At 55.6% G+C, this 22414-nt stretch carries 16 protein-coding genes; 8 read left to right on the top strand and 8 right to left on the bottom strand.

Translation table 11 applies throughout. From position 1 onward, the window contains the following. Nucleotides 1-358 precede the first annotated feature (358 nt). From R1T41_RS21800 to R1T41_RS21790, 3 genes are all read left to right on the top strand, one after another. Nucleotides 359-1750, top strand: coding sequence for an MFS transporter (locus R1T41_RS21800; protein WP_231858269.1), 1392 nt, complete (start codon nt 359-361; stop codon nt 1748-1750). Between the two features lie 118 nt (nt 1751-1868). After that, the gene (locus tag R1T41_RS21795) at nt 1869-2456 is read left to right on the top strand and encodes an ANTAR domain-containing response regulator (protein ID WP_007091383.1); all 588 of its coding nucleotides are present in this window, start codon (nt 1869-1871) and stop codon (nt 2454-2456) included. Nucleotides 2457-2459: 3 nt separating this feature from the next. Continuing rightward, a complete protein-coding gene (locus R1T41_RS21790; RefSeq protein WP_062959589.1) occupies nt 2460-3656 on the top strand; it encodes a CmpA/NrtA family ABC transporter substrate-binding protein in 1197 nt (398 codons plus the stop codon). Between the two features lie 33 nt (nt 3657-3689). Here the strand turns inward: R1T41_RS21790 and R1T41_RS21785 are convergent, their stop codons facing one another. Continuing rightward, the gene (locus R1T41_RS21785; RefSeq protein ID WP_317339245.1) at nt 3690-4631 is read right to left on the bottom strand and encodes a glucosaminidase domain-containing protein; all 942 of its coding nucleotides are present in this window, start codon (nt 4629-4631) and stop codon (nt 3690-3692) included. Between the two features lie 62 nt (nt 4632-4693). Then, nucleotides 4694-5407 (bottom strand): GNAT family protein, encoded by a 714-nt coding sequence (locus R1T41_RS21780; protein ID WP_317339244.1) that lies wholly within the window; start codon nt 5405-5407, stop codon nt 4694-4696. 627 nt (nt 5408-6034) lie between these two features. Between R1T41_RS21780 and R1T41_RS21775 the strand changes: the two genes are divergently transcribed. The 5 genes from R1T41_RS21775 (at nt 6035) to R1T41_RS21755 (ending at nt 13078) form a co-directional block, all read left to right on the top strand. After that, on the top strand, nt 6035-7867 hold the full coding sequence (locus R1T41_RS21775; RefSeq protein WP_062959586.1) for a dipeptide ABC transporter ATP-binding protein: 1833 nt from the start codon (nt 6035-6037) through the stop codon (nt 7865-7867). Between the two features lie 66 nt (nt 7868-7933). Next, nucleotides 7934-9466, top strand: a complete 1533-nt coding sequence (locus tag R1T41_RS21770; RefSeq protein WP_317339243.1) for an ABC transporter substrate-binding protein — start codon at nt 7934-7936, stop codon at nt 9464-9466. Between the two features lie 69 nt (nt 9467-9535). After that, nucleotides 9536-10459 (top strand): ABC transporter permease, encoded by a 924-nt coding sequence (locus R1T41_RS21765; RefSeq protein WP_247795092.1) that lies wholly within the window; start codon nt 9536-9538, stop codon nt 10457-10459. Between the two features lie 4 nt (nt 10460-10463). After that, complete coding sequence (locus tag R1T41_RS21760) at nt 10464-11318, top strand: ABC transporter permease (protein WP_007091389.1); 855 nt, start codon at nt 10464-10466, stop codon at nt 11316-11318. Next, nucleotides 11315-13078, top strand: a complete 1764-nt coding sequence (locus tag R1T41_RS21755; RefSeq protein ID WP_317339239.1) for a M14 family metallopeptidase — start codon at nt 11315-11317, stop codon at nt 13076-13078. Before R1T41_RS21760 ends, R1T41_RS21755 begins: the two co-directional genes overlap by 4 nt. A gap of 64 nt (nt 13079-13142) precedes the next feature. Here the strand turns inward: R1T41_RS21755 and R1T41_RS21750 are convergent, their stop codons facing one another. The 6 genes from R1T41_RS21750 to R1T41_RS21725 all read right to left on the bottom strand — a co-directional run bounded on the left by R1T41_RS21750 (nt 13143) and on the right by R1T41_RS21725 (nt 22401). Further along, nucleotides 13143-16484 carry an error-prone DNA polymerase gene (locus R1T41_RS21750; protein ID WP_317339237.1) on the bottom strand — a complete coding sequence of 1114 codons (3342 nt, stop codon included), beginning with the start codon at nt 16482-16484 and terminating at the stop codon, nt 13143-13145. A 1-nt stretch (nt 16485) separates the two neighbouring features. Then, a complete protein-coding gene (locus tag R1T41_RS21745) occupies nt 16486-18084 on the bottom strand; it encodes a DNA polymerase Y family protein (RefSeq protein WP_317339236.1) in 1599 nt (532 codons plus the stop codon). Then, nucleotides 18002-18757, bottom strand: coding sequence for a protein ImuA (locus tag R1T41_RS21740; protein WP_317339234.1), 756 nt, complete (start codon nt 18755-18757; stop codon nt 18002-18004). Before R1T41_RS21740 ends, R1T41_RS21745 begins: the two co-directional genes overlap by 83 nt. 161 nt (nt 18758-18918) lie before the next feature. After that, nucleotides 18919-20838, bottom strand: coding sequence for a sulfate adenylyltransferase subunit CysN (cysN, locus tag R1T41_RS21735; protein WP_317339232.1), 1920 nt, complete (start codon nt 20836-20838; stop codon nt 18919-18921). Next, nucleotides 20838-21743: a sulfate adenylyltransferase subunit CysD gene (cysD, locus tag R1T41_RS21730; protein WP_317339230.1), complete on the bottom strand. Its 906-nt coding sequence runs from the start codon at nt 21741-21743 to the stop codon at nt 20838-20840. The genes cysN and cysD overlap by 1 nt, the downstream gene beginning before the upstream one ends. A 196-nt stretch (nt 21744-21939) precedes the next feature. After that, complete coding sequence (locus R1T41_RS21725) at nt 21940-22401, bottom strand: Lrp/AsnC family transcriptional regulator (protein ID WP_062951983.1); 462 nt, start codon at nt 22399-22401, stop codon at nt 21940-21942. Nucleotides 22402-22414 lie beyond the last annotated feature (13 nt).

The following is a 22414-nucleotide window of genomic DNA, read 5'->3' as shown; positions in this document are numbered from 1 at the left end:
TAAAAAATGTGCAAGTATGCTGCTTTCAGGCGGGGTGAGTTTTTCGTCTGTGCAGTTGCGGTGGATAAATTGTATTGAATTTCAGGGAATTATTTGAAAATTTCCGCGTTGCGAAAAAATTGGCGCGCGGTTTGCACAACTTGTTTCGTGTGAGCCGCTTCGACGGAAGCAGGCCCAATGACGGGTGACTTACAGTTCTTCGTCCAATGGCGGGCGATCAGACGTTTGATTTTGGCGCGCAACGATGGCGCAGCCGCAGTCGAAACGAATGACGGGCCGCCAGCGGAATCCATCTGATGAAGCGTGCGGCCCTTGGGGAAATAACCGTCGGTCGCGACAACCGGGAAACCGGTTCGGAGTGACCCAAACGAAGGGCTTCATTGTTATGGAAATCAAAAACAAGGCTCCGCGGATCAATCTCTTCAGTCTCAAGACTGTCCAGATGCGGACTTTCCACCTGACCTGGCTTGCGTTCTTCCTGTGTTTCTTTGGCTGGTTCGGCATTGCGCCGCTGATGCCGCTTGTGCGCGATGATCTTGGCCTGACCAAGGGTGAAATCGGCAATACCATCATCGCGTCTGTCGCGATTACCGTTCTTGTGCGCCTTCTGATCGGGCCGCTTTGCGATAAAATCGGCCCGCGCAAGACCTATACGGCGTTGCTGGTTCTGGGGTCTTTGCCGGTCATGCTGATCGGGCTTGCCGACAGCTATGAAACATTCCTGCTGGCGCGTCTTGCCATCGGTTCGATCGGGGCATCGTTCGTGATCACGCAGTATCATACCTCGACCATGTTTGCGCCGAACGTTGTCGGTACCGCAAATGCGACTACGGCGGGCTGGGGTAACCTTGGCGGTGGTGTGACACAGATGGTCATGCCGCTGATCCTTGCCATGGTGCTTGGCTTTGGCGTTTCGGAAACCATGGGCTGGCGTCTGGCGATGGTCTTTCCGGGTGTGATCATGCTGGTGGTTGCGGCACTTTACTGGTTCTTCACCACCGATGCGCCGGATGGCAACTATGCCGACATGCGCAAAAGCGGTGCCCTGTCACCGGAAGACGATCATGCCGGTGCGACCAAGGGCATGCTGGCCGCGGCCAAGGATTACCGGGTCTGGGCGCTGTTTCTGGTTTACGGGGCGTGTTTCGGTGTCGAGCTTACGATCAACAACATTGCCGCGATCTATTTCTTTGACCGGTTTGAGCTTAGCCTTCAGACAGCCGGTCTGATTGCCGGTCTGTTTGGCCTGATGAACATCTTTGCCCGTACGCTGGGCGGGGTATTTTCCGACAAGTTTGCCGCCAAGGGCGGGCTTTCGGGACGGGTCAAGTTCCTGTTCCTGGCGCTGTTCATCGAAGGTGTTGCACTTGTTGCGTTTTCGATGATGGATGCGTTGGTCATCGCGGTTTCGATGATGGTGGTCTTCTCGCTTTTCGTGCAGATGTCCGAAGGTGCGACATTCGGGATTGTTCCGTTTGTTAACCGCAAGGCGCTTGGCTCGGTTGCCGGTATTGTTGGTGCGGGCGGGAATGCCGGGGCGGTTGCCGCGGGCTTCCTGTTCAAATCCGAAGCGCTGACCTATCAGCAGGGCCTGATGTATCTTGGCATTGCCGTGATTATCTGTTCCTTTGCAGCGCTTGCGGTTCGTTTCTCGGAAAAGACCGTGGCCGAGGAAAAGGAACGTTTCGAAAAAGCCATGCAGGAACGCGATGCGCTGCCATCCGGTGCGCAGGCGGTTCCGGCAGAGTAACACACGATCTTTCCGGGATGCGGCAGGTGCCGCATCCCGGTTCTCACCGGGCCATCAAGGTTCGGGCGAAAAAGAACAGACAGGAGAGAGACCTTGATCGTCAGGGAAAAGGTTCTAAATGAAGCTTGAAGACTTCAGCATTCTGGTGATCGACGAAAACCCGGACCGTGCCGCCATAGTCGAGCGCGGCCTTGTCGAAAGTGGCTATACCCGCGTCAGCCGCATCGGCACGTCATACAATCTGGTCGAACGCATTCAGGCGTTGGCCCCCGACATCATCATCATTGATCTTGAAAACCCGGACCGTGATACGCTGGAACAGATGTTTCAGGTATCGCGTGTTATTGCGCGCCCGATTGCGATGTTTGTCGATCAAAGTGACAGCAACACGATCCGCGAGGCGGTTGAGGCCGGGGTCAGTGCCTATGTCGTTGATGGCTTGCGTCAGGATCGTATTCGGCCCATCGTCGAAATGGCCATTTCGCGTTTCAACGCGTTTGACCAGTTGCGCCGGGAACGGGACGAAGCCAAGGCCAAGCTTAATGATCGCAAGTTGATTGATCGGGCAAAAGGACTTCTGATGCAGGAAAAGGGGCTGAGCGAGGATGAGGCCTATAACCTGCTGCGCAAAAACGCCATGAAACAGAACCGCAAAATTTCTGAAATCGCGCAAAGCGTGATCACGGCCTTTCAGTTGGAGTTCTAATGCATGTCCCTTAAACAGGTTCGACTTGGCTTTGTGCCACTTGTGGATTGTGCCCTGCCTGTCGTGGCGCGTGCCAAGGGCTTTGCCGAGGAAGAAAATATCGACCTGACCCTGATCCGGGAAATGTCCTGGGCGGCCATTCGCGACAAGCTGTCTTATGGGGTTTATGACGCGGCGCATCTTCTGGCGGGTATTCCGCTGGCAGCGCGGCTTGGGCTTGGCGGGATGCCGTCGCAGCGCATTGCGGTGCCGATGGCGCTGGGGCGCGGCGGGAACGCGATTACGGTTTCAACCCGGCTTTATCAGCGGATGCTTGAAGCGGATCCGGCGGCGATGCACGGGCCGCGCGGGCTTTCGGCACGGGCACTTAAAAAAGTGATCGACGAGGACCGGGCGGCCGGTCGTCCGATCATGTCCTTTGCGACCGTATTCCCGTATTCAAGCCATAATTACGAACTGCGTTACTGGATGGCGGCGGGCGGTATCGATCCCGATAAGGACGTCAATATTGGCGTGATTGCGCCACCACGGATGTTTGACAGTCTGCGCAATGGCTGGGTTGATGGCTATTGCGTGGGGGAGCCGTGGAACCAGCGGGCGGTGTTCCATGGGGACGGGGTGATTGTCGCGCTTAAGGAAGATATCTGGGCGCGCAGCCCGGAAAAGGTTCTTGGCGTGCGCGAAGACTGGGTGCAGTCCAATCCCGATACGGTGGATGCACTGGTGCGTGCGCTTGTCCGGTCGGCGGAATGGGCCGATCAGCCGGAAAATCGCACCGAACTGGCGCAATTGCTGTCTGGTGAAAACCATGTCGGCGCATCGTTTGATATTCTGCGGGCATCGTTGCTTGGCCGACCGGTTCTGAAACCCGGGGACAATCCGATTGAGGCACCCGATCGCCATGTGTTTTATCGCTATACCGCGACGTTCCCGTGGCTGTCGCAGGGGGCGTGGGTCGGCACGCAGATGCAGCGGTGGGGACAGGTGGATGCCACCGTCGATTTCAATACGCTTATATCCGACATATACCGACCCGACCTTTATCGCCGTGCGGTCAAGGGGCTTGATGTTGCGCTTCCGCATGATGACTGGCGGGTTGAGGGCGTGAATGATGCCGCGGACCGGGCGTTTGTCGGCCCGGATGCGTTTCTGGATAACAGCATATTCGACATGCGCAGCTTTGCCGGTGTCGGGGAATAGCCCGGCACCGGCTGTCGGCTTGTGAATGCGAACCTATTGTGCCGTCGCACCGATCGGGATCAGGTGATAATATTGTCCTTCAAGGACGGCATTGTCGACTTCCTGCAAGCCGTTCTGCCTGATGACGGCCTGGACTTCCTTGACATATTCTTCCCCGCGTTCGGAATAGCGGATCAGGGCTTCGGCCAGTTCCATACCGGTTGACTGTCGATCCGCCGCGATGTCGCTTGCGCGCATGTCACGCAGATCGGCATAGGCATTATGGGTGTTAAGGTTCAGCAGATAGGCGCGCACCGATCCGAACGGGGTTCGGAAGGAGGCGATTTTATAATCGCCCAGATGTGTGCGTTGCTGTTCGGGGGTGATGCCTTCGCCATCATAGGTCCATTGGCCGAACAGGGCATTGCCAAGGGCGGCAAAGCGCGATGTGGCCCAGCCACTTTCAATTGCCATCTGCGCCAGAACAAGTGACGGCGGCACCGGATTGATCCGTTCGCGCAGTTCGGCGATGGTTGTGCTGTCCCCCGGGGCGCCATCGACCCTGTACTGGGTGGCAAGTTCCGTAATTACGGTATTGTCACCATCGGCAATGGCCTTTTCCAGTGCGACGCGCTGAAATTCGATTTCCTCGTTCGCGAGCAGGGCAAGCGGCCCTAATGTGCGGAAGAAAATCCGTTTTTTGGTGGCAACGGTGACCTGATCGCTAATCTCGCTGCGCCATCTTTCGGGGATGGTTTGCAGGAACAGGCGCGGGACTTCACGTTTGCCTTCCTGCCAGCTTTGCTGGGTGTAATCGAGGCTTTCGTAAAGCTCTTCAAGCTGCTCGTAACCGTCAAGCTCGATCCGATTGATCTGGTCCGGGGCGGGCATCGGCAGGGTAATATCGGCGCGTGCAATTTGTGCCGCGCCGACCAGAAAGATGCTTGTTATCAGGTGTTTCAGGCTTTTTTGCAGGCAAACGGAAAAGGACGGCATGGCATAACCTCCCGCTATGCGCGATCATGAATGCGCGCGTTGCTTGTGTTCCCTGCGTGTGATTATACCTTGCGGAAGCTTTGCAGACTATTGCGTTGTTTGCCGGTTTCATCAAAGTTGCCAGGGGCAAGCCATGCTTCGAACGCGGCCCTTACCGCTGGCCATTCAAGATCGGTGATCGAAAACCACGCGGTATCGCGGTTGCGCCCCTTATAGACCATGTGGTTGCGGAAGGTGCCTTCGTAGGTGAAGCCGTATCGCAGGGCAGCGGCGCGTGACGGGGCGTTCTGATCGTCGCATTTCCATTCGTACCGGCGGTATCCAAGTTCGTCAAAGGCGCGTTTCATCATCAGATACATCGCCTCTGTGCCGCCGATGGTTTGCGACAGGGCCGGGGAATAGTTGATATTGCCGATTTCAATGCCGCCAAATTTGGTATCAATCCGCATGAAGGCGGCAATGCCAACGGCCTTGTTCGATGCCTTGTCTATGATGGTATGAAGCATCGGGTCGCTGGTGGCGGCCATGCTTTCAAGCCACGCCTGATAAGTGTCAAAATCGGTGAATGCGTCGGTGAAAAGATAGGTAAAGCGCGATCCGTCCATGGCTTCGCGGTTGGCGTCAAACAGTTGTCTGGCGTCGCGTTTTACATTGACCGGGGTGACAATGACATGGCGACCGACCATGTCGCTGCGTGGTGGCATCGGGCATTCTTTCCAGTTTTCAACCGGGCGGCCGACCGGCTGACCAAATTCGTTTTTATATTCGGATGGCATCTGATGACCTTTGTTGCGAGGCGAGGGAGAATGCAGTCTGGGATATTATTGGTGCGTCATAAAGAGCCGTTTTGGCAAAATGAAGGGAGCCAATTTTGCGGGGCTTAAGGGATGACCGAAAAACTGGTCCGGTTTGGCAAAGGGAAGGGTGGTTTGAGGTCGGGTCATGAGGAGTTTTTGGGCGTGTTACGAAAGTGTCGTGATGCGTTCGTCTTTGGGTTGCAGGGTGTGTTGGATTACCCGTGACATGGAGGGAAATGCTGCGTTGCGAAATTATGGTTTTGAAACAAACCTTTAATGCGTCCGGGCTGTGCGGTGGATTATGCGGCGACAGGGCATTCAAACCGAATTGAATTTAGTTAAATTCAATTCGTTGACAATTTGTCGAATAAATGATGAGGTTTGTATACAAAATAAAAAACCATGAATTCGGTATCAGGGTTGTTGGCAATCGTCGTTAAGAGGGACCGCGTTACAACTTTCCGTTACGCATCGTCAGAAGGCCACGGCCCCCACCGTGCCGGACGAGAAACCCGATCTGGCGCCAATCACGTCTTGCAGCACTGACACCGGTTTGACCGGTGCGCGCCACCCGCGCATCCGCCTTACATTGCCGAGGATGTTTGCGTGACTGATTCTGTTTCTGTTCCGATCCTGTCCGTCGAAGATTTGTCCGTTGAGTTCGGCGACAGCCGGGTCATCGAAAATCTGAGTTTTGCCGTGAAACCCGGAAGGACATTGGCAATTGTCGGGGAGTCCGGATCGGGCAAGTCGGTGACATCGATGTCGATCATGCGTCTGGCCGATATGATGGGCGCATCCTATGCATCGGGGCGTATCCGGTTTACGTCAAAAGATCGCGATGAAGATCTGCTGGCACTGTCGCAAAAACAGATGCGCCGCATTCGCGGTAAAGACATCGCGATGATTTTTCAGGAGCCGATGACGTCGCTGAACCCGGTTTTCACCATCGGTGATCAGATTGCGGAATCCCTGATGCTGCATGAAGGCATGTCGAAGCCCGATGCGCTTGTTGAAAGCAAACGGTTGCTTGATATGGTGCGGCTGCCCGATGCGCAGGAACTTCTGGGGCGGTATCCCCATCAGCTTTCGGGCGGGATGCGCCAGCGCGTCATGATTGCCATGGCGCTTGCCTGTCGGCCCAAAGTCCTGATTGCGGATGAACCGACAACGGCCCTTGACGTGACCATTCAGGCGCAAATTTTGACCATTATCCGCGACCTGCAACAGGAACTTGGCATGGCAGTGATTTTCATCACCCATGACATGGGGGTCGTTGCCGAAGTTGCCGATGATGTTGTCGTCATGTGGAAGGGCAAAAAGGTTGAAGAAGGTACGGTTGCCGATATTTTTGCCAATCCTGCCCATCCCTATACCCAAACCCTGTTGTCCGCGGTGCCCAAACTGGGCAGCATGACGGGCGAAGCATTCCCCAAACGGTTCCCGGTGACGATGATGGATGGCGATACGCCGCGCCTGGTCGGGACGGAGCATATCCAGAACACAGCACGTTACGACGAGGCCCCGTTATTGTCAGTGCGTGATCTGGTGACGCGCTTTGATATCAAAAAAGGCCTGTTTGGCGGGGTGTCCCACCGGGTTCACGCTGTCGAGAATGTCAGTTTTGATATTTATCGTGGTGAAACGCTTGCCCTTGTCGGAGAGTCCGGATCGGGCAAATCGACCATCGGCCGAACGATCCAGCAATTGCAGAAGGCAACGGCGGGCAATATCAGTTTCGAAGGCCGCGCATTTAGTGCAATGGGTAAAGGCGAACAGCAGCGCCTGCGTCAGGAAATCCAGTATATCTTTCAGGATCCGTTTGCGTCCCTTGATCCGCGCAAGAAAATCGGGTTTTCGATTGCCGAGCCGATCCGCACGCACCGCCTGATTGAGGGCGAAAAACAGATTGCCGCACGCGTTGACCAGTTGCTGGAACGGGTCGGCCTGACATCGGCCCATGCCAATCGTTATCCGCATGAATTTTCCGGCGGTCAGCGCCAGCGTATCTGTATCGCGCGCGCACTGGCATCCAATCCCAAGCTGATCATCGCCGACGAAGCGCTTTCGGCGCTTGATGTGTCGATCCAGGCACAGATCATCAATCTGTTCATGGAACTTCAGGAAGAACACGGGCTTGCCTATCTGTTCATCAGCCATGACATGGCGGTGGTCGAAAAAATGAGCCACCGGGTCGCCGTGCTTTACCTTGGTCAGGTTGCCGAACTTGGATCGCGCCAGCAGGTTCTTGAAACGCCAACCCATCCCTATACCCAGCGGCTTCTGAGTGCCGTGCCGGTCGCCGACCCCACAATCGTGCGCGACCGCATCCTGATGGATGGTGAAATTCCAAGCCCGATCCGCCGGGTCGGTGATGAACCGGCCATTCTTGCCCATCGTGAAATTGCGCCCGGTCACTTTGTGGCCGACGCACGTTAAGCGGCCCTTGGGTCGCAAGCCTTGTCTCTCCTCGCGCCAAGCCACCAACAACGGAGAAAAAATAACATGACGAAAAAACAGGGAATGCGCAGTGCGCTGATGGCTCTTGCCTTTGCGGGCGGCCTGATGGCAACTGCGCCGGCATATGCCGAAGGCACCTTGACCATTTCATCACCACAGGACCCCGGTAGCTGGGACCCGGTTGATACGTTTCTGGTCAACTGGTCGTCGGTTGCGACCAATATTTATGACGGTCTGACCTATCGCGGGCCGGATGCCAAACTGGTTCCGGGGCTTGCGTCATCATGGGAAGAATTTGATGGCGGCACGCGCATCCGTTTCCATCTGCGCGAAGGCGTGACTTTCCAGAATGGCGAACCGTTCAATGCCGAAGCGGTCAAATTCACCTTTGATCGCCTGATGGGTGATGAAGGCAAAAAGGGACCGCAGCGGTCAAACTATGCTGCGATCAAATCGGTCGAAGTTATTGACGAAAACACCGTCGACATGCATCTGATCCAGCCGGATCCGGTGCTTCTGACCAAGCTTGCCGGTTATGGTGCGATGATTGTTCCGCCGAAATATATCGCGGAAAAAGGCGAAGATTATTTTAACGCCCATCCGATCGGCACCGGTCCGTTCAAAATGGTTTCCTATGAGCCGAAAGTTGGTCTGACGCTTGAAGCCTATGCTGATCATTGGGGCGGTGCGCCGAAACTTTCGACCATCAAGTATCGCTTCATCAGTGAACCGTCGACCGCGGTTGCGGAACTTCAGGCCGGGAACGTTGACCTTGTCATTCCGCCGACCATTCCGATCGGCATGATCCCGACCATTCAGGAAGACGAAAATATCGATATCGTCACCACCGTAAGCCCGACGGTTTATGCGCTTCGCTTTAACACCGGCAACGGCATCACGGCGGATGAAAAAGTCCGTAAGGCGATGATTTACGGTGTGGATCGTCAGGCGATCATTGACTCGATCCTTGGTGGTCAGGCATCGCCGATTGCAAGTTTCCAGGGTGAATTGTCGTTTGGCAATGACCCGTCGATGAAACCGTTGCCGTATGATCCGGCCAAGGCACAGGCGCTTCTGAAAGAAGCCGGTGTTGCACCGGGCACGAAAATCCAGATCGACATTCGCGGCAATGACGCAACCTTTAACGAAGTTGTCCAGGCCGTTGCCAGCTACCTTCAGGTGATTGGCCTGAATGCGACGATCAAGCCATATGAAACCAACGTTCTGCTTAACGACATCATTCCGGCGGGTAAAACCGGCGCGATGTTCCAGCAGTCGTGGGGTGGCTGGACGCTTGATTATGATAACACCGCTTATTCCATGTATCACACGGGCGAAAAGTGGAACCCGTATGACAGCGACCCGGAACTCGACAAGCTGCTGGAATCCCAGCGTGCGATTACCGATCGTGCCAAACGTGAAGAAATCCTGCAGTCGATTGCGCATTACACGGCCGATCGTGCGCTGGAAATGCCGCTTTATAACCTTAATGCGATCTTTGGGGTTTCCAAGCGCGTCAAGAATTTCACCCCGGTTCCCGACAGCCGTCTGCGCCTGACGGAAGTGACTGTCGACTGATGTGAAGCGAAAGCCGCCCGGACAGATGCCGGGCGGCTTTCATGCCTATTTCTTTAAAGGACAAGTGTTTTGGCTGGTTTTCTGATCAAACGCCTTTTGCAGGCGATTTTCGTGGTCGTCGCGGTGACATTGATTGTCTCGTTTGCCATCCGCCTGACGGGTGACCCGGCGCTGATGTTAAGCCAGGGGGCCGGCAGCATCACCGAGGAAGACCTTGCACGTATTCGTGAATCCCTTGGTTTGAACCAGCCATTTTTTGTTCAGTATGCCGATTTCATGCTGGGGCTTTTCAGCCTTGATTTCGGTCGGTCCTTCCTTGGTGGAACGCAGGTTTCCGCCCTGATTGGCAATGCGTTGCCCGCGACCCTGATGCTGGCGTTTGCATCGATGTTCGTATCCATCGTGATTTCGATCCCGCTGGGGATCAAGGCGGCCATTTCGCGTGGCAAATGGCCCGATCAGGTCATTCGCATCCTGTCGCTGGTCGGGTTGTCATTCCCGAATTTCTGGCTGGCGATCATGCTGGTGCTGTTGCTGTCGATTACTTTCCGGCTCCTGCCGCCAAGTGGCATGACGGGGATTGAAAACTTCATCATGCCGGCGATCACCATGGGGGTGATCCTGACCGCAACCAATGTGCGGCTTGTGCGGACCTCGATGCTGGAAACCCTTCAGTCGCAATACATTATGGTCGCACGCGCCAAGGGGCTTAGCGAGAAGGTCGTTCTTTATAAACACGCGCTTCGCAATTGTGCGATCCCGCTTGTGACCTATTTCGGTTTGCAGTTCGGCAATCTTCTGGGCGGGATTGTTGTTGTCGAACTGGTGTTTAACTGGCCGGGAATGGGCACGCTGGCTTTTGATGCCGTTGGTGCACGTGATTATCCGGTTCTGCAGGCCGTGATTACGGTTCTGTCGATCATGATTGTCGGGGTGAACCTGCTTGTCGACATTGCCTATGGCCTGATTGATCCACGTATCCGGACGGAGTAACCCCATGGCGACCACTGCAACCAAGGCGCGGTTTGCGCGCTTTAAAAATCTTGAATTCGTTCTGGGTGCTGTTCTGACCGGTGGCATCTGTTTTCTGGTCGTGTTTTCCGATCTGCTGTTTCCCGGTGGGGCGGACAAGATTGATCTTTCGGCCCGCCTTATTGCGCCGTTTACCAATGCCGATCATATCTTTGGCACCGATCCGCTGGGGCGTGATGTTCTGGCGCGTGTGGTATCGGGGGGCAAAATATCGCTTCAGGTGGGTTTGCTTTCCGTTGCCGGGGCGGTTGTCATTGGTGTGATCATGGGCCTGATATCGGGATATTATCGCGGTTTCTGGGACATGATCGTGATGCGCTTTGCCGATGTGCAGCTGGCATTGCCGTTCATTTTGCTGGCGATTACCTTTATCGCGATTATCGGCGGTGGACTGACCAACATGATCATTCTGCTGATCATTGCGCAATGGGTGCAATATGCCCGTCTGGTGCGGGGATCGGTTCTGTCATTGCGGGATCGGGAATTCATCCAGTCGGCCAAGGCGATTGGCGTGCGCGATATTCATATCCTGTTCCGTCATCTTCTGCCGAACCTGATCGGGCCGGTCATCGTACTGATGACGCTTAATGTTGCGACCAACATCCTGCTTGAAAGCAGCCTGACCTTCCTTGGGCTGGGGGTTGATCCCCTGATCCCAAGCTGGGGCGGGATGCTGGCGGATGGGCGGACCTATTTGCAGAATGCCTGGTGGGTATCGGTTTTCCCCGGACTTGCCATTCTTCTGACCGTGCTTGGCCTGAACCTTCTGGGCGACTGGTTGCGCGATAGCCTTGATCCCACAGGCAGGACGTCCAAATGAGACAGATTTTCGCCACCACCTTTGCGCCGACCCTTCCAAACCTGATCGATGAAATCGTCAAGGCTGCCCGCCCCGGGCAGCTTATCGAGGCATGGCTGTTTAACGATGCCCAAACCCGTGCCGCGGCCGAGGAAAAGTTGGCCCAGCAGGGGATCAAGGCCCGCATTCGCAGTGCCTATAAGCCTCTTTTGCATTTCTTTCTTGAAGATATTGATCTGGCAAAATCGGGCGTTGCCGATATCACGGTGCGTTATCCGCGTCATGAAAATGCGGCGGATAATCGCTTCCTGCTTGAAACCTATCCCTTGGCGGCCCTGGTTGCGCCAGCCTCGATCACGTTCGAGGCATCGGATCGTTGTGATTGCACCTATGATGTGATCCTGCGCGGATCAGATGGGGTTGAAACCCGTCATGAAGTCTTTGCGCCAAACCGTGTGCATCAGGATGTAGTTGATGAAACCCATCTGTCGCCGACCGGGTGGGTGCGGATTACCGATGCCGATGGTCAGATTGTCCGCGATGAACGGATTGAAACCGAATATGAGGCCCTTTTTGCCCGGACCATGTCGGCCATTGCCGATCATGACTGGGGCGATCAGGAACCCTATTTCGAAGAACTGAATATCTCGGTCGAGCTGCCCGGGCATGATCAGAAGATCGCCCATGGCCACGAGGTTCTGAGCCTGCATGAAGCCCTGCATGAGGATTTCTATTTCTCGCTGCTGGAATATTTTCAGGTCAAATCAGGTCGTCCGCTGGGCGATCGCGGATTGCAGCCGGGGCAGATTGTCCCGGAAATCCGTCAGGTGTCCAGTGCTGGTGATGGGGATGGCGAGACCCGTGTCACGGTTGAATTGCGCCCCCTGTCAAAGGACGAGACAGCGGGTGAGATGCAACAGATTGATTGCGCCACCCGCCCGTTGACGGTTGCGCAAATCCGCGCCGAGCTTGACGGGATCAAAGGCGAAGAATTCCACGCGACGTCGCGGTCCGGGCGCATTCTGAATGCGCGCTATCACAAGGGTACGGATTTGCCGGTCATGATCAGTGGCGGGCAGCATCCCAACGAGATTTCAGGTGTTGCGGGCGCGCTTCGCGGGGCGTTGGAGCTGGCAAAACGCGATGGGGCGCATTTCACGATTTCACCGCTGGAAAACCCGGATGGTTATGCCCTTCATCAGCGCCTGATTGTTGATAATCCGACCCATATGCATCACGCGGCGCGCTATACAGCGCTTGGCGATGACATGGAATATCGCAGCGGTGATGGCCTTTATGAAAAGGAAATCCGGGTGCGGGCGCGTGCCATCAGCGGGGCAAGCCTGCATGTCAATCTGCATGGCTATCCATGTCATGAATGGACCCGGCCTCTTTCGGGATATGTTCCGCGCGGGTTTGGCATGTGGACCCTGCCAAAGGGGTTCTTCCTGATCATGCGCCATCATGATGAATGGTCGGAACGGGCGGAAAACTTTATCGATCAGGTTACCCGAAAACTTGCCGCCATTCCGGGGCTTCTGGCATTCAACGCGGCACAGATTGATCTTTATCGCATTCATGCCGGTGAAACCGGTTTTCGGATCATCAATGGTTTTCCGTGCATGATTTCGGTTGATGATCGTCATGACGTGCCATTGACCCTGATTACCGAATATCCCGATGAAACGATCTATGGCGATGCCTTCATCGCGGCCCATACCGCGCAGATGGCAACGGTTGTTGCCGCCTATGATGCATGGCAGAACCTTGATAAAGATTGATCGGTCATGTCGGTCTTTTGCAAAACACCCCGGTGCAAATGCCGGGGTGTTTTCGTTTGAGGGATTAGTGGAAATCGTGGCTATCGACCTTAAGGCGTGATGTGTTTTGCTGTTTGCCGTGACGTTGTTCAAGCTGTTCAAGGTTTTGGGCAAGGGGGCCGGTTTGATCGGATGGTCCTGCGGCGGGTGTGGCCCAGCGCAGATTGCGGGGATGGGTGTTATTGGCGCGCGCAATGCGGGTGTTATCCGTCAGGCTTTGCAGCATTCCTGACAGATCGACAAGTTTATCAGCGATGATGTGGGTGACACCGTCTTCACGCTGAAGCTTGCCTGATACGCCAAGGACGGTTGCGGTCATGACCTCGCGGCGGAACTGTTCCATCACCTTGCTCCAAACCACAAGATTGGTGATGCCCGTTTCATCCTCAAGCGTTATGAAAACCACGCCGGACGAGGTGCCGGGGCGCTGGCGAACAATGGCAAGACCGGCATGGTTGATCCGTTCGTTATTCTTGAAATTGACCAGATCGGTCGATTTGCAAACCCCGGCTGCGGACAGGGCATCGCGCAGCATCGATACCGGGTGCCCCTTAAGCGACAGCCGCAGGCTTGCGTAATCCTCGATGATTTCTTCGCCTGGTCCCATGATTGGCAGATTGACCGGGGCCTCGGGCCCGAATTCGGCGGAAACGCCCATATTGTGGTTGAAATTCTGGGCTGCTTCAAACAGGGGCAGGGCCGCCGGGGCCTTGCGCCCCTTGCCAAACCGGCGGACCGCCCACAATGCTTCGCGCCGGGACAGGCCAAGGGAGCCAAACGCATCGGCCTCAGCCAGTTTTTCAAGGGCGGCGGGCGATAACCCGGTCTGGCGTGCCATCAGAAAGATATCCTGAAACCCGCCGACCGGGCGGTTTGATATCAGGGATAGGGCATCGAACTGCCCGAACCCCTTGATCTGGCGAAAGCCCAGCCGGACGGAAAGATGACCGCTGGCGCGGCCCAGTTCCCGTTCCAGATGGTTGTCCCAGAAGCTGTGATTGATATCGATTTCCAGCACCCGGACACCATGATTTTTGGCATCCGCAACCAGTTGCGCCGGGGCATAAAACCCCATTGGTTGTGCGTTCAGAAGGGCGCATAAAAACACATCGGGATGATGGCATTTAAGCCATGATGACGCATAGGCAAGGATGGCAAAACTGGCCGCATGGCTTTCGGGGAAACCGTAATCGGCGAAGCCTTCGATCTGTTTGAAGCAGCGTTCGGCAAACTCGGCATCATATCCGTTTTTCAGCATGCCATTGATGAATTTGTCGCGATGCGCGCCAATCGTGCCCGTGCGGCGAAAGGTTGCCATGGCACGGCGCAATTCATCGGCTTCACCGCCGGTATAACCGGCGGCGACAATGGCGATCTGCATGGCCTGTTCCTGAAACAGCGGCACGCCACAGGTGCGTTTCAGGACGGCTTCGAGTTCCTTTGACGGGTAATCGACCTTTTCGCGGCCCATGCGCCGTTGCAGGAAGGGGTGAACCATGCCGCCCTGGATCGGGCCGGGGCGGACAATGGCAACCTGAATGGTCAGGTCATAGATGCTGCGTGGTTTTAATCGCGGCAGCATGCTCATTTGTGCGCGGGATTCGACCTGAAACGTGCCGATGCTGTCGGCTTTTTCCAGCATGTCGTAAACCCGCCCGTCTTCCTTGGGCAGGCTTGCCAGATCATGATCGATATTCTTGTGGTTTCGCAATTCATCGAATGCCTTGCGAATGCAGCTTAGCATTCCAAGGGCAAGCACATCGACCTTAAGGATACCCAGCGCATCGATATCGTCCTTGTCCCATTCGATGGTGGTGCGGTCCTCCATCGCGGCATTGGCAATCGGGGACAATTCGCATAATGGGCCACGGGTGATGACAAAGCCGCCAACATGCTGCGACAGATGACGCGGGAACCCGGTCAGTTCGCCGGCCAGATCAAGAACGGCTTTCAGACGCGGTTCATCGGGATGAATGCCCGACTGGCGCATCATTTCATCATGGGCCCCCTTGCTGCCCGAGCCCCAGATGGTTTTGGTCAGTTTGACAATGGTATCTTCGGGCAGGCCGAACACCTTGCCAACATCGCGGATCGCACTTCGCGACCGGTATGAAATTACGGTTGCGGTCAATCCGGCGCGGTCTCGGCCATAACGTTGATAGATATGCTGGATCACCTCTTCGCGACGTTCATGTTCAAAATCAACATCGATGTCGGGTGGCTCGTTCCGCGCGTTGCTGATGAAGCGCGAAAACAAAAGTTCCACCTTGGCCGGGTCGACCGATGTGACATGCAGGCAGAAACAGACCGATGAATTGGCCGCCGATCCGCGTCCCTGACACAGAATGTTTTGTGATCTGGCAAAGGCGACAATGTCATGCACGGTCAGGAAATAGGGGGCATAGCCGAGTTCGTCGATCAGTTTAAGTTCTGCTTCGATCAAGCCCCGGACCTTGTCGGGGATGCCGTCGGGATAGCGTTTATGAGCACCTTCCCATGTCAGGCGGGTCAGGCGTTCCTGTGTGCCTTCGCCCGATCCGTCATTTTCATCGGGATATTCATAGCGTAATTCGGATAGGGAAAACCGGCATTGATCGGCGATTTCAATCGTACGGGCCAGCCATTCGGGATGGGTCGGGAAAAGTTTCGCCATGTCCTGCGGGCTTTTGATATGGCGTTCACCATTGGGAAACAGCCGATATCCGGCATCCTCGATCCGGCAATGATGGCGGATGCAGGTCAGGACATCCTGCAACGGTTTGCGCGACCGGACATGCATATGAACGTCATTGGTGACAACTGCGGGGATGGCAAGTTCTGCCTCGACCGCCTCGGTAAAGGCCAGCCGTTCGCTATCAAACCCGTCCATGAACCGCCCGATGGCAAGCCACAAACGGCCTGATAAGTGGCGTTTAAGGGCGATCAACTGCGTGCGAAAGGTGTCATCGGGGACCTGTGGCGGAACCGCGATAAAGAGCAATCCGTCGGCGTGACTTATGATATCCGCCAGATAAATTTCGCATTCGCCCTTTGGCGCACGGCGTTTGCCAAGGGTCAGTAACCGGCATAACCTGGCATAGGCGGTGCGTTTCGTCGGGTAACATAACAGCGACGGACCATCGACGGGATCAAGCCGACAGCCGACAATATAATTCAGCCGGTCCCTGTGGGGCTGATGTGCCGTGTGGCCACGCACGACCCCGGCCAAGGTGTTACAGTCGGTTATCGCAATGGCATGCAATCCTTTGGTCGCGGCCATAAGAACCAGTTCTTCGGCGTGGGAGGCACCGCGCAGGAAGGAAAAATTGCTGCTGACCTGTAATTCGGCATAGGCAGGTGCCGATTGCTGAAGGGGGAAATCGGTCATGTCAGTCCCCGAATAATCCATGGATGGACCAGATATCCTGCCCGGTTGTGCCGGTCCGAAAGGCCCATAACAACCGGCCTGCCTGATCACGGATGCGGAAATAATCCCGCGTTTTCGGGGATAGGGCATATTCATCCTGATCAAGGCATTGCCACCATTCCGGACAAATCCGTTCGGGTCCCTCGGCATGGATGATATCGACCGCCATTTTGCGCCAGCGCAGGCGGCTTGGCGTGCCATTGGTGTCGCGCGCAAGGATTTCGACCGGTTCGGGTGGGTCGATCAGGCGCACCGGGCGTTTGGGTAATGTCATGTCGGTGCGTCTGGCCGGATATGTCCGGGCGTTAACGGCCTGTCGCACAGAAGCCCGTTCAGGCAAATGGCTTGCGTGGTGGCCGGGATGAAACAGCATGTCGCGGGGACCCAGATGATGGGAAATTCGGTCGATCAACTGGGCAAGGGCAATCTGGTCGGTGGTTTCTTCCTGTTGCTGATCAAGGCGCGACTGGCGAAAGGCCACATGTTCGACCCACGGGGCATAGACAATCACCTGTTCGATGCCAAAACCGGTATCGACACCGGGCATTTTTTCAGACAGCAATCGCAAGACATGCGGGGCGGACTGGCACGGGCTTCCGGTGCCAAGTGTGATGGTATGGGTATGCCCATCAACCCGCACACAGCGCAGGATGATCCGACGCAGGCCAAGATTTTCCTGCGCCAGATTATCACATAGTTCCGTGATCATGCTTTCAACGGCAATTGCCAGATTGGCCGCATCGCCCAGCGGTTCGCCAAAGCTGCGCCGGATCAGCCATGGCCGATCTGGCAGATTGAAATTCAGATGTTCGGGCAGGCGACCATAAAACTGGTCCAGCCGTTGCAAAACTTCCTGCCCCAGACGTGTGGTGATATTGGCGCGCGGCATCGGGGTGATGTCGCCCAGATGTTTCAGCCCCAGCCGAAACAGGGTGACCCGTGTCTGTTCGGGCAGACGTAGGGCGGAGATCGGAAAACCGGCGGCAATATCGTGATCGCGTGGCAGGCTTAAAATCCGTTGTTCAGCCGGGGCAGGGTGGCATCGTGCCGCCCCCCATGCCGCACCTGCCGTATCGGAAATGGCGGCACGGCAGTCATAGCCGCGTGATTTCACATCGCGCAGAACCAATTCCAGAAGGGCGCTTTCCCCGCCAAAAAGATGACTGCCGCCGGTAATTTCAAGCCACAATCCGGCATCGCCCCCATCCATGGGGCCGTCCTGACCGGCTTCCTGCAGGAACCGGTCGCGGGCAACCCACGGGCTGTATCGGTCCATCGCCCGGATCAAGCGGGCCAGATGGCGTTCATAAAGATCGGGCTGTTCGGGAAGGTCGCGCAAAGCCGGGTATATGCTGCGTGCTTCGGCAAGGCGCATGCCCGGTGCAAGTCCGCGTGATTGTGCTGCCTTGTCACTGCCGCAGACAAGAACGCCCTTGTGATCGGCGCGTGTTATCACGACCGGTTCCGGTTTGGGGCTGTCATCCCCGGTTTTCGGCATATCGATCCGGTGGCAGTCTGTTTTCCAATGCGTCAGCCACAGATAAAGAAAACGTTGTTGCATCAATTTGCATTCTCCAACTGCCCGGTCGAACCCCGCGTCCCCCGATCAGGCTGAGTATGTGTCGGTTGCCTGTTGTTGAATGTGCCGGTGCATCCGGTGTTATCCGCCAGCGTGTATGCGCACTGGATGCGATGGTTTTGCCATCGGACCGCATATGTCGGATCGCAATCAGGCGGGTGTGCCCGGCTTCGCAGGCCAGTTGCAGGCGGCGTGCTGCTGTCAGGTCATAATCCGTGGTTTCGACTATGATGCTGGCGATCTGTCCGGATTTTGCCGCTTCCTCGCAGGTCCAAAGGGCGGTGGCCTGCTGGTCAACCGCCATCATGACCGGCATGTCCGTCTCTGGCAGCGCAAGCGGGTAAAGCCCGCCCTGATCAATCGCGCGCCTTTGCCGGATCCAGAACAGGCTTTTGCCTGTTTGATCCCCGATGGAAAGCCGCGCCAGATACCATGCCAGAACAGATGCGCCGGTATCATCATGGCCGCAGATGATTTCATGCAGGCCAACCGGGGCAATTCCGCCTATGCTGATGTGATGTGCAAGATCGACCCCGCCAAAGGCACGGCGAATAACCCTGTCCGCACCGCCGGGCAGACAGGTGACCTGTCCCTTCCACTGTTTTTCGGCCCGTTGCAACGCGGCACGGGCAAGATGAAGACGTCTGTCCGACATGATATTTGTTCCTGATTTGTTCTTTTTATGTGGTCAGGATGAAACAGGAGTCAAGCATCATCAATCCAGGAAATGTCAGGAACGGTCCAAGTCATTGCGCCAAAACAAAACCCGATGTCAGGAGCATCGGGTTTTGCATTTGAATTATGGACGTCAGATGATCAGATTTCCGGATACCACGCACCCAGAACACCGAACTCTTCGAGCTTGGCAACGATGACCTCTGCTGCCTGTTCGGCGGTCTGATCGGATGTATTGACCGTGATCTCGGCGTTTTCCGGTGCTTCATAGGGGCTGTCGATCCCGGTGAAGTTGGCGATCTTGCCTTCGCGGGCCTTTTTATAAAGGCCTTTCACGTCGCGCTGTTCGCAGACTTCAATCGGGGTGTCGATAAAGACCTCGATGAACTCGCCATCTTCGACAAGGTTACGCGCAAACTGGCGTTCGCTTTTGAACGGCGAGATGAAGGATACCAGCGTGATGATCCCGGCATCGACAAACAGCTTGGCGGTTTCACCGACGCGGCGGATGTTTTCCACCCGGTCGGCATCGGTAAAGCCAAGGTCCTTGTTCAATCCGTGACGGACATTGTCGCCATCAAGGGTGTAGGTGTGCTTGCCCATGGCATGCAGTTTTTTCTCGACCAGGTTGGCGATGGTCGATTTACCGGCACCCGAAAGACCCGTGAACCACAGAACGGCCGATTGCTGACCTTTCTGATAGGCACGCGACTTTTTGTTGATGTCCATTTCCTGCCATTTGACGTTGGTCGCACGGCGAAGCGAATGGTTGACCATGCCTGCGCCAACGGTGGCGTTGGAATAACGGTCGATGATGATGAACCGGCCCGAATGGCGGTTGTCATCATAGGGATCAAAGGCCAGTGCCTTGTCGGTTGCGATATTGGCAATGCCGACTTCGTTCAGTTCCAGCGTCTTGCCGGCAATATGTTCCAGCGTGTTGACATTGACCTTGTATTTCAGGTCGCTGATCTGCGCGTTGGTGACCTGTGCACCCATCTTGATGATATAGGGGCGGCCGGGCAGAAGATGATCTTCGTGCATCCAGATGATACGGGCTTCGAACTGGTCGGCAAATTCCGGGCGTTCATCCGGGCGGGCCAGAACATCGCCGCGCGAAATGTCGATTTCATCTTCAAGCGTCAGGGTGACGGCCTGACCGGCAAAGGCCTGATCAAGGTTGCCGTCAAAGGTGACGATTTCCTTGACCTTGCTGGTCTGACCCGATGCGGTGACGGCAATCGGATCGCCCGGCTTGATAATGCCCGACGCGATGGTGCCGGAAAAGCCACGGAAATCAAGGTTCGGGCGGTTGACCCACTGAACCGGAAGACGGAACGGCTTTTCAATCGCATCCTGTTCGACCTGAACGGTTTCAAGATGCGCGAGCAGCGTCGGGCCTTCGTACCACGGGGTGTTCGGGCTGGCTTCGATCATGTTATCGCCGCGAAGGGCCGATAACGGGATTGGCGTGATCGAGCTATAGCCAAGGTCTTTGGCGAATTCTTTATAGTCCGCAACAATGGTGTCGAACTTGGCCTGATCATAGTCGATCAGGTCCATCTTGTTCACTGCCAGCACCACATGCTTGATCCCCAGCAACGACGTGATGAAGCTGTGGCGGCGTGTCTGTGTCAGGATGCCTTTGCGGGCATCAATCAGGATCACGGCGACATCGGCGGTTGAGGCGCCGGTTGCCATGTTACGGGTATATTGTTCGTGGCCGGGGGTATCGGCGACGATGAATTTGCGCTTGTCGGTCGAGAAGAACCGATAGGCGACATCAATCGTGATGCCCTGTTCGCGTTCGGCCTGAAGCCCGTCAAGCAGCAGGGCGAAATCAATTTCGCCATTCTGGGTGCCGACCTTGCGGCTATCAGATTCAAGGGCCGCAAGCTGATCCTCGAAGATCAGTTTGGAATCCCAAAGCAGACGGCCAATCAGGGTCGATTTGCCATCATCAACGCTGCCACACGTGATGAAACGCAGCAGGCTTTTTTCTTCCTGGGCTTTCAGGTAGCCGAGAATGTCATCGGCAATCAGATCGGATTTGTGTGACATCAGAAGTAGCCTTCCTGCTTTTTCTTTTCCATTGAACCGGCCTGATCATGGTCGATCATGCGCCCCTGACGTTCGCTTGAACGGGTCAGCAGCATTTCCTGGATAATGTCGGGCAGGGTGGCGGCTTCGGACTTAACCGCACCGGTCAGCGGATAGCAGCCAAGCGTTCTGAAACGCACCGATTTCATTTCCGGTTTTTCACCCGGATTAAGCGGCATGCGGTCGTCATCAACCATGATCAGCATGCCGTCACGTTCAACAACCGGGCGTTTGGCCGAATAATACAGCGGCACAATCGGGATCTGTTCGAGATAGATATATTGCCAGATATCAAGCTCGGTCCAGTTCGATATCGGGAAGGCGCGAATGCTTTCGCCCTTGTTGATCCGTGCGTTGTATATATCCCAAAGTTCCGGGCGCTGGTTTTTCGGATCCCAGCGATGGGTTTCGGTGCGGAACGAAAATACGCGTTCTTTCGCGCGTGCTTTTTCCTCATCCCGGCGCGCACCGCCAAAGGCTGCATCGAACTTGTATTTGTTCAGCGCCTGTTTCAGCGATTGGGTTTTCATGACGTCGGTATGCAGGCTCGATCCATGGGTGAAGGGACCAATGCCCTGTTCCACACCTTCCTGATTGATGTGAACAATCAGCTCAAAGCCATATTCCGCCGCCACCTTGTCGCGAAATTCGATCATTTCGCGGAATTTCCACGTGGTATCGACATGCATCAACGGGAAGGGCGGCGGGGCCGGGTAAAATGCCTTGCGCGCCAGATGCAGCAAAACCGACGAATCCTTGCCGATGGAATAAAGCATCACCGGCCGTTCGAACGACGCCGCAACTTCGCGGATAATGTGAATACTCTCGGCCTCAAGCTGGCGGAGATGGGTCAGATTAGGCTGCATTCTCGTTCCTGCCGATCAATCAACACAAAATTTGTGTTTATAAATATATTTCACGTTGCTTTGATGGGTAATATGGAAACGGCTTTGATGCAAGCGCGATCTATCCAAATCACACAAAAAAGATAACCACATATTTTCTAGTACAAAGGAAATATGTTCTTTGGGTGTTTTCTTTGTGGTCGATGAAGCCCGGACGTCAAACCGGATAGCCTTTGAATGCCTTGGTCTGGGCCAAAGCGACATGGCCGATGAATTTGGTGATGCCAAGATTGCCGTGGATCATGTCTTCGGACAGGGAATGATAATGCTGCACATCGCGACAAACGAGGCACAGCATATAATCATACGGTCCTGAAATCCGGTAGGCGGCAACGACTTCGGGGATGGTTTTGGCCGCATCGGCAAAGCGTTTGTAATCGGCGGCGGTCTTGCCGGTTAAGGTGACTTCGGCAAAGACCCGGACATGCGGGCAGATTTTTTCGATATCAAGTACCGCGCGATAGCGTTTGACCACCGCTTCCTTTTCAAGCTTTTTGACCCGGTCAAGGCACGGGCTCGGGCTTAGTCCCACCAGCTTTGAAAGGGCGAGATTGGTCAGCTTTGCATTGGCCTGAAGGGCGCGCAGGATTTTAAGGTTGATCTCGTCGATCTTGATCATCGGGGTCGCCGTT

The sequence above is a fragment of the Thalassospira lucentensis genome (assembly GCF_032921865.1).
Classification (GTDB): domain Bacteria; phylum Pseudomonadota; class Alphaproteobacteria; order Rhodospirillales; family Thalassospiraceae; genus Thalassospira; species Thalassospira lucentensis_A.
This window is presented reverse-complemented; position numbering and strand designations above follow the sequence as displayed.

Excerpts from the sequence above, each read along its gene's own strand:
- R1T41_RS21725 (WP_062951983.1), bottom strand. The coding sequence starts at position 22,401 with ATGATCAAGATCGACGAGATCAACCTTAAAATCCTGCGCGCCCTTCAG.
- R1T41_RS21785 (WP_317339245.1), bottom strand. The coding sequence starts at position 4,631 with ATGCCGTCCTTTTCCGTTTGCCTGCAAAAAAGCCTGAAACACCTGATA.
- R1T41_RS21755 (WP_317339239.1), top strand. The coding sequence starts at position 11,315 with ATGAGACAGATTTTCGCCACCACCTTTGCGCCGACCCTTCCAAACCTG.
- cysN (WP_317339232.1), bottom strand. The coding sequence starts at position 20,838 with ATGTCACACAAATCCGATCTGATTGCCGATGACATTCTCGGCTACCTG.
- cysD (WP_317339230.1), bottom strand. The coding sequence starts at position 21,743 with ATGCAGCCTAATCTGACCCATCTCCGCCAGCTTGAGGCCGAGAGTATT.
- R1T41_RS21745 (WP_317339236.1), bottom strand. The coding sequence starts at position 18,084 with ATGCAACAACGTTTTCTTTATCTGTGGCTGACGCATTGGAAAACAGAC.
- R1T41_RS21795 (WP_007091383.1), top strand. The coding sequence starts at position 1,869 with ATGAAGCTTGAAGACTTCAGCATTCTGGTGATCGACGAAAACCCGGAC.
- R1T41_RS21740 (WP_317339234.1), bottom strand. The coding sequence starts at position 18,757 with ATGTCGGACAGACGTCTTCATCTTGCCCGTGCCGCGTTGCAACGGGCC.
- R1T41_RS21760 (WP_007091389.1), top strand. The coding sequence starts at position 10,464 with ATGGCGACCACTGCAACCAAGGCGCGGTTTGCGCGCTTTAAAAATCTT.
- R1T41_RS21790 (WP_062959589.1), top strand. The coding sequence starts at position 2,460 with ATGTCCCTTAAACAGGTTCGACTTGGCTTTGTGCCACTTGTGGATTGT.
- R1T41_RS21770 (WP_317339243.1), top strand. The coding sequence starts at position 7,934 with ATGACGAAAAAACAGGGAATGCGCAGTGCGCTGATGGCTCTTGCCTTT.
- R1T41_RS21780 (WP_317339244.1), bottom strand. The coding sequence starts at position 5,407 with ATGCCATCCGAATATAAAAACGAATTTGGTCAGCCGGTCGGCCGCCCG.
- R1T41_RS21750 (WP_317339237.1), bottom strand. The coding sequence starts at position 16,484 with ATGACCGATTTCCCCCTTCAGCAATCGGCACCTGCCTATGCCGAATTA.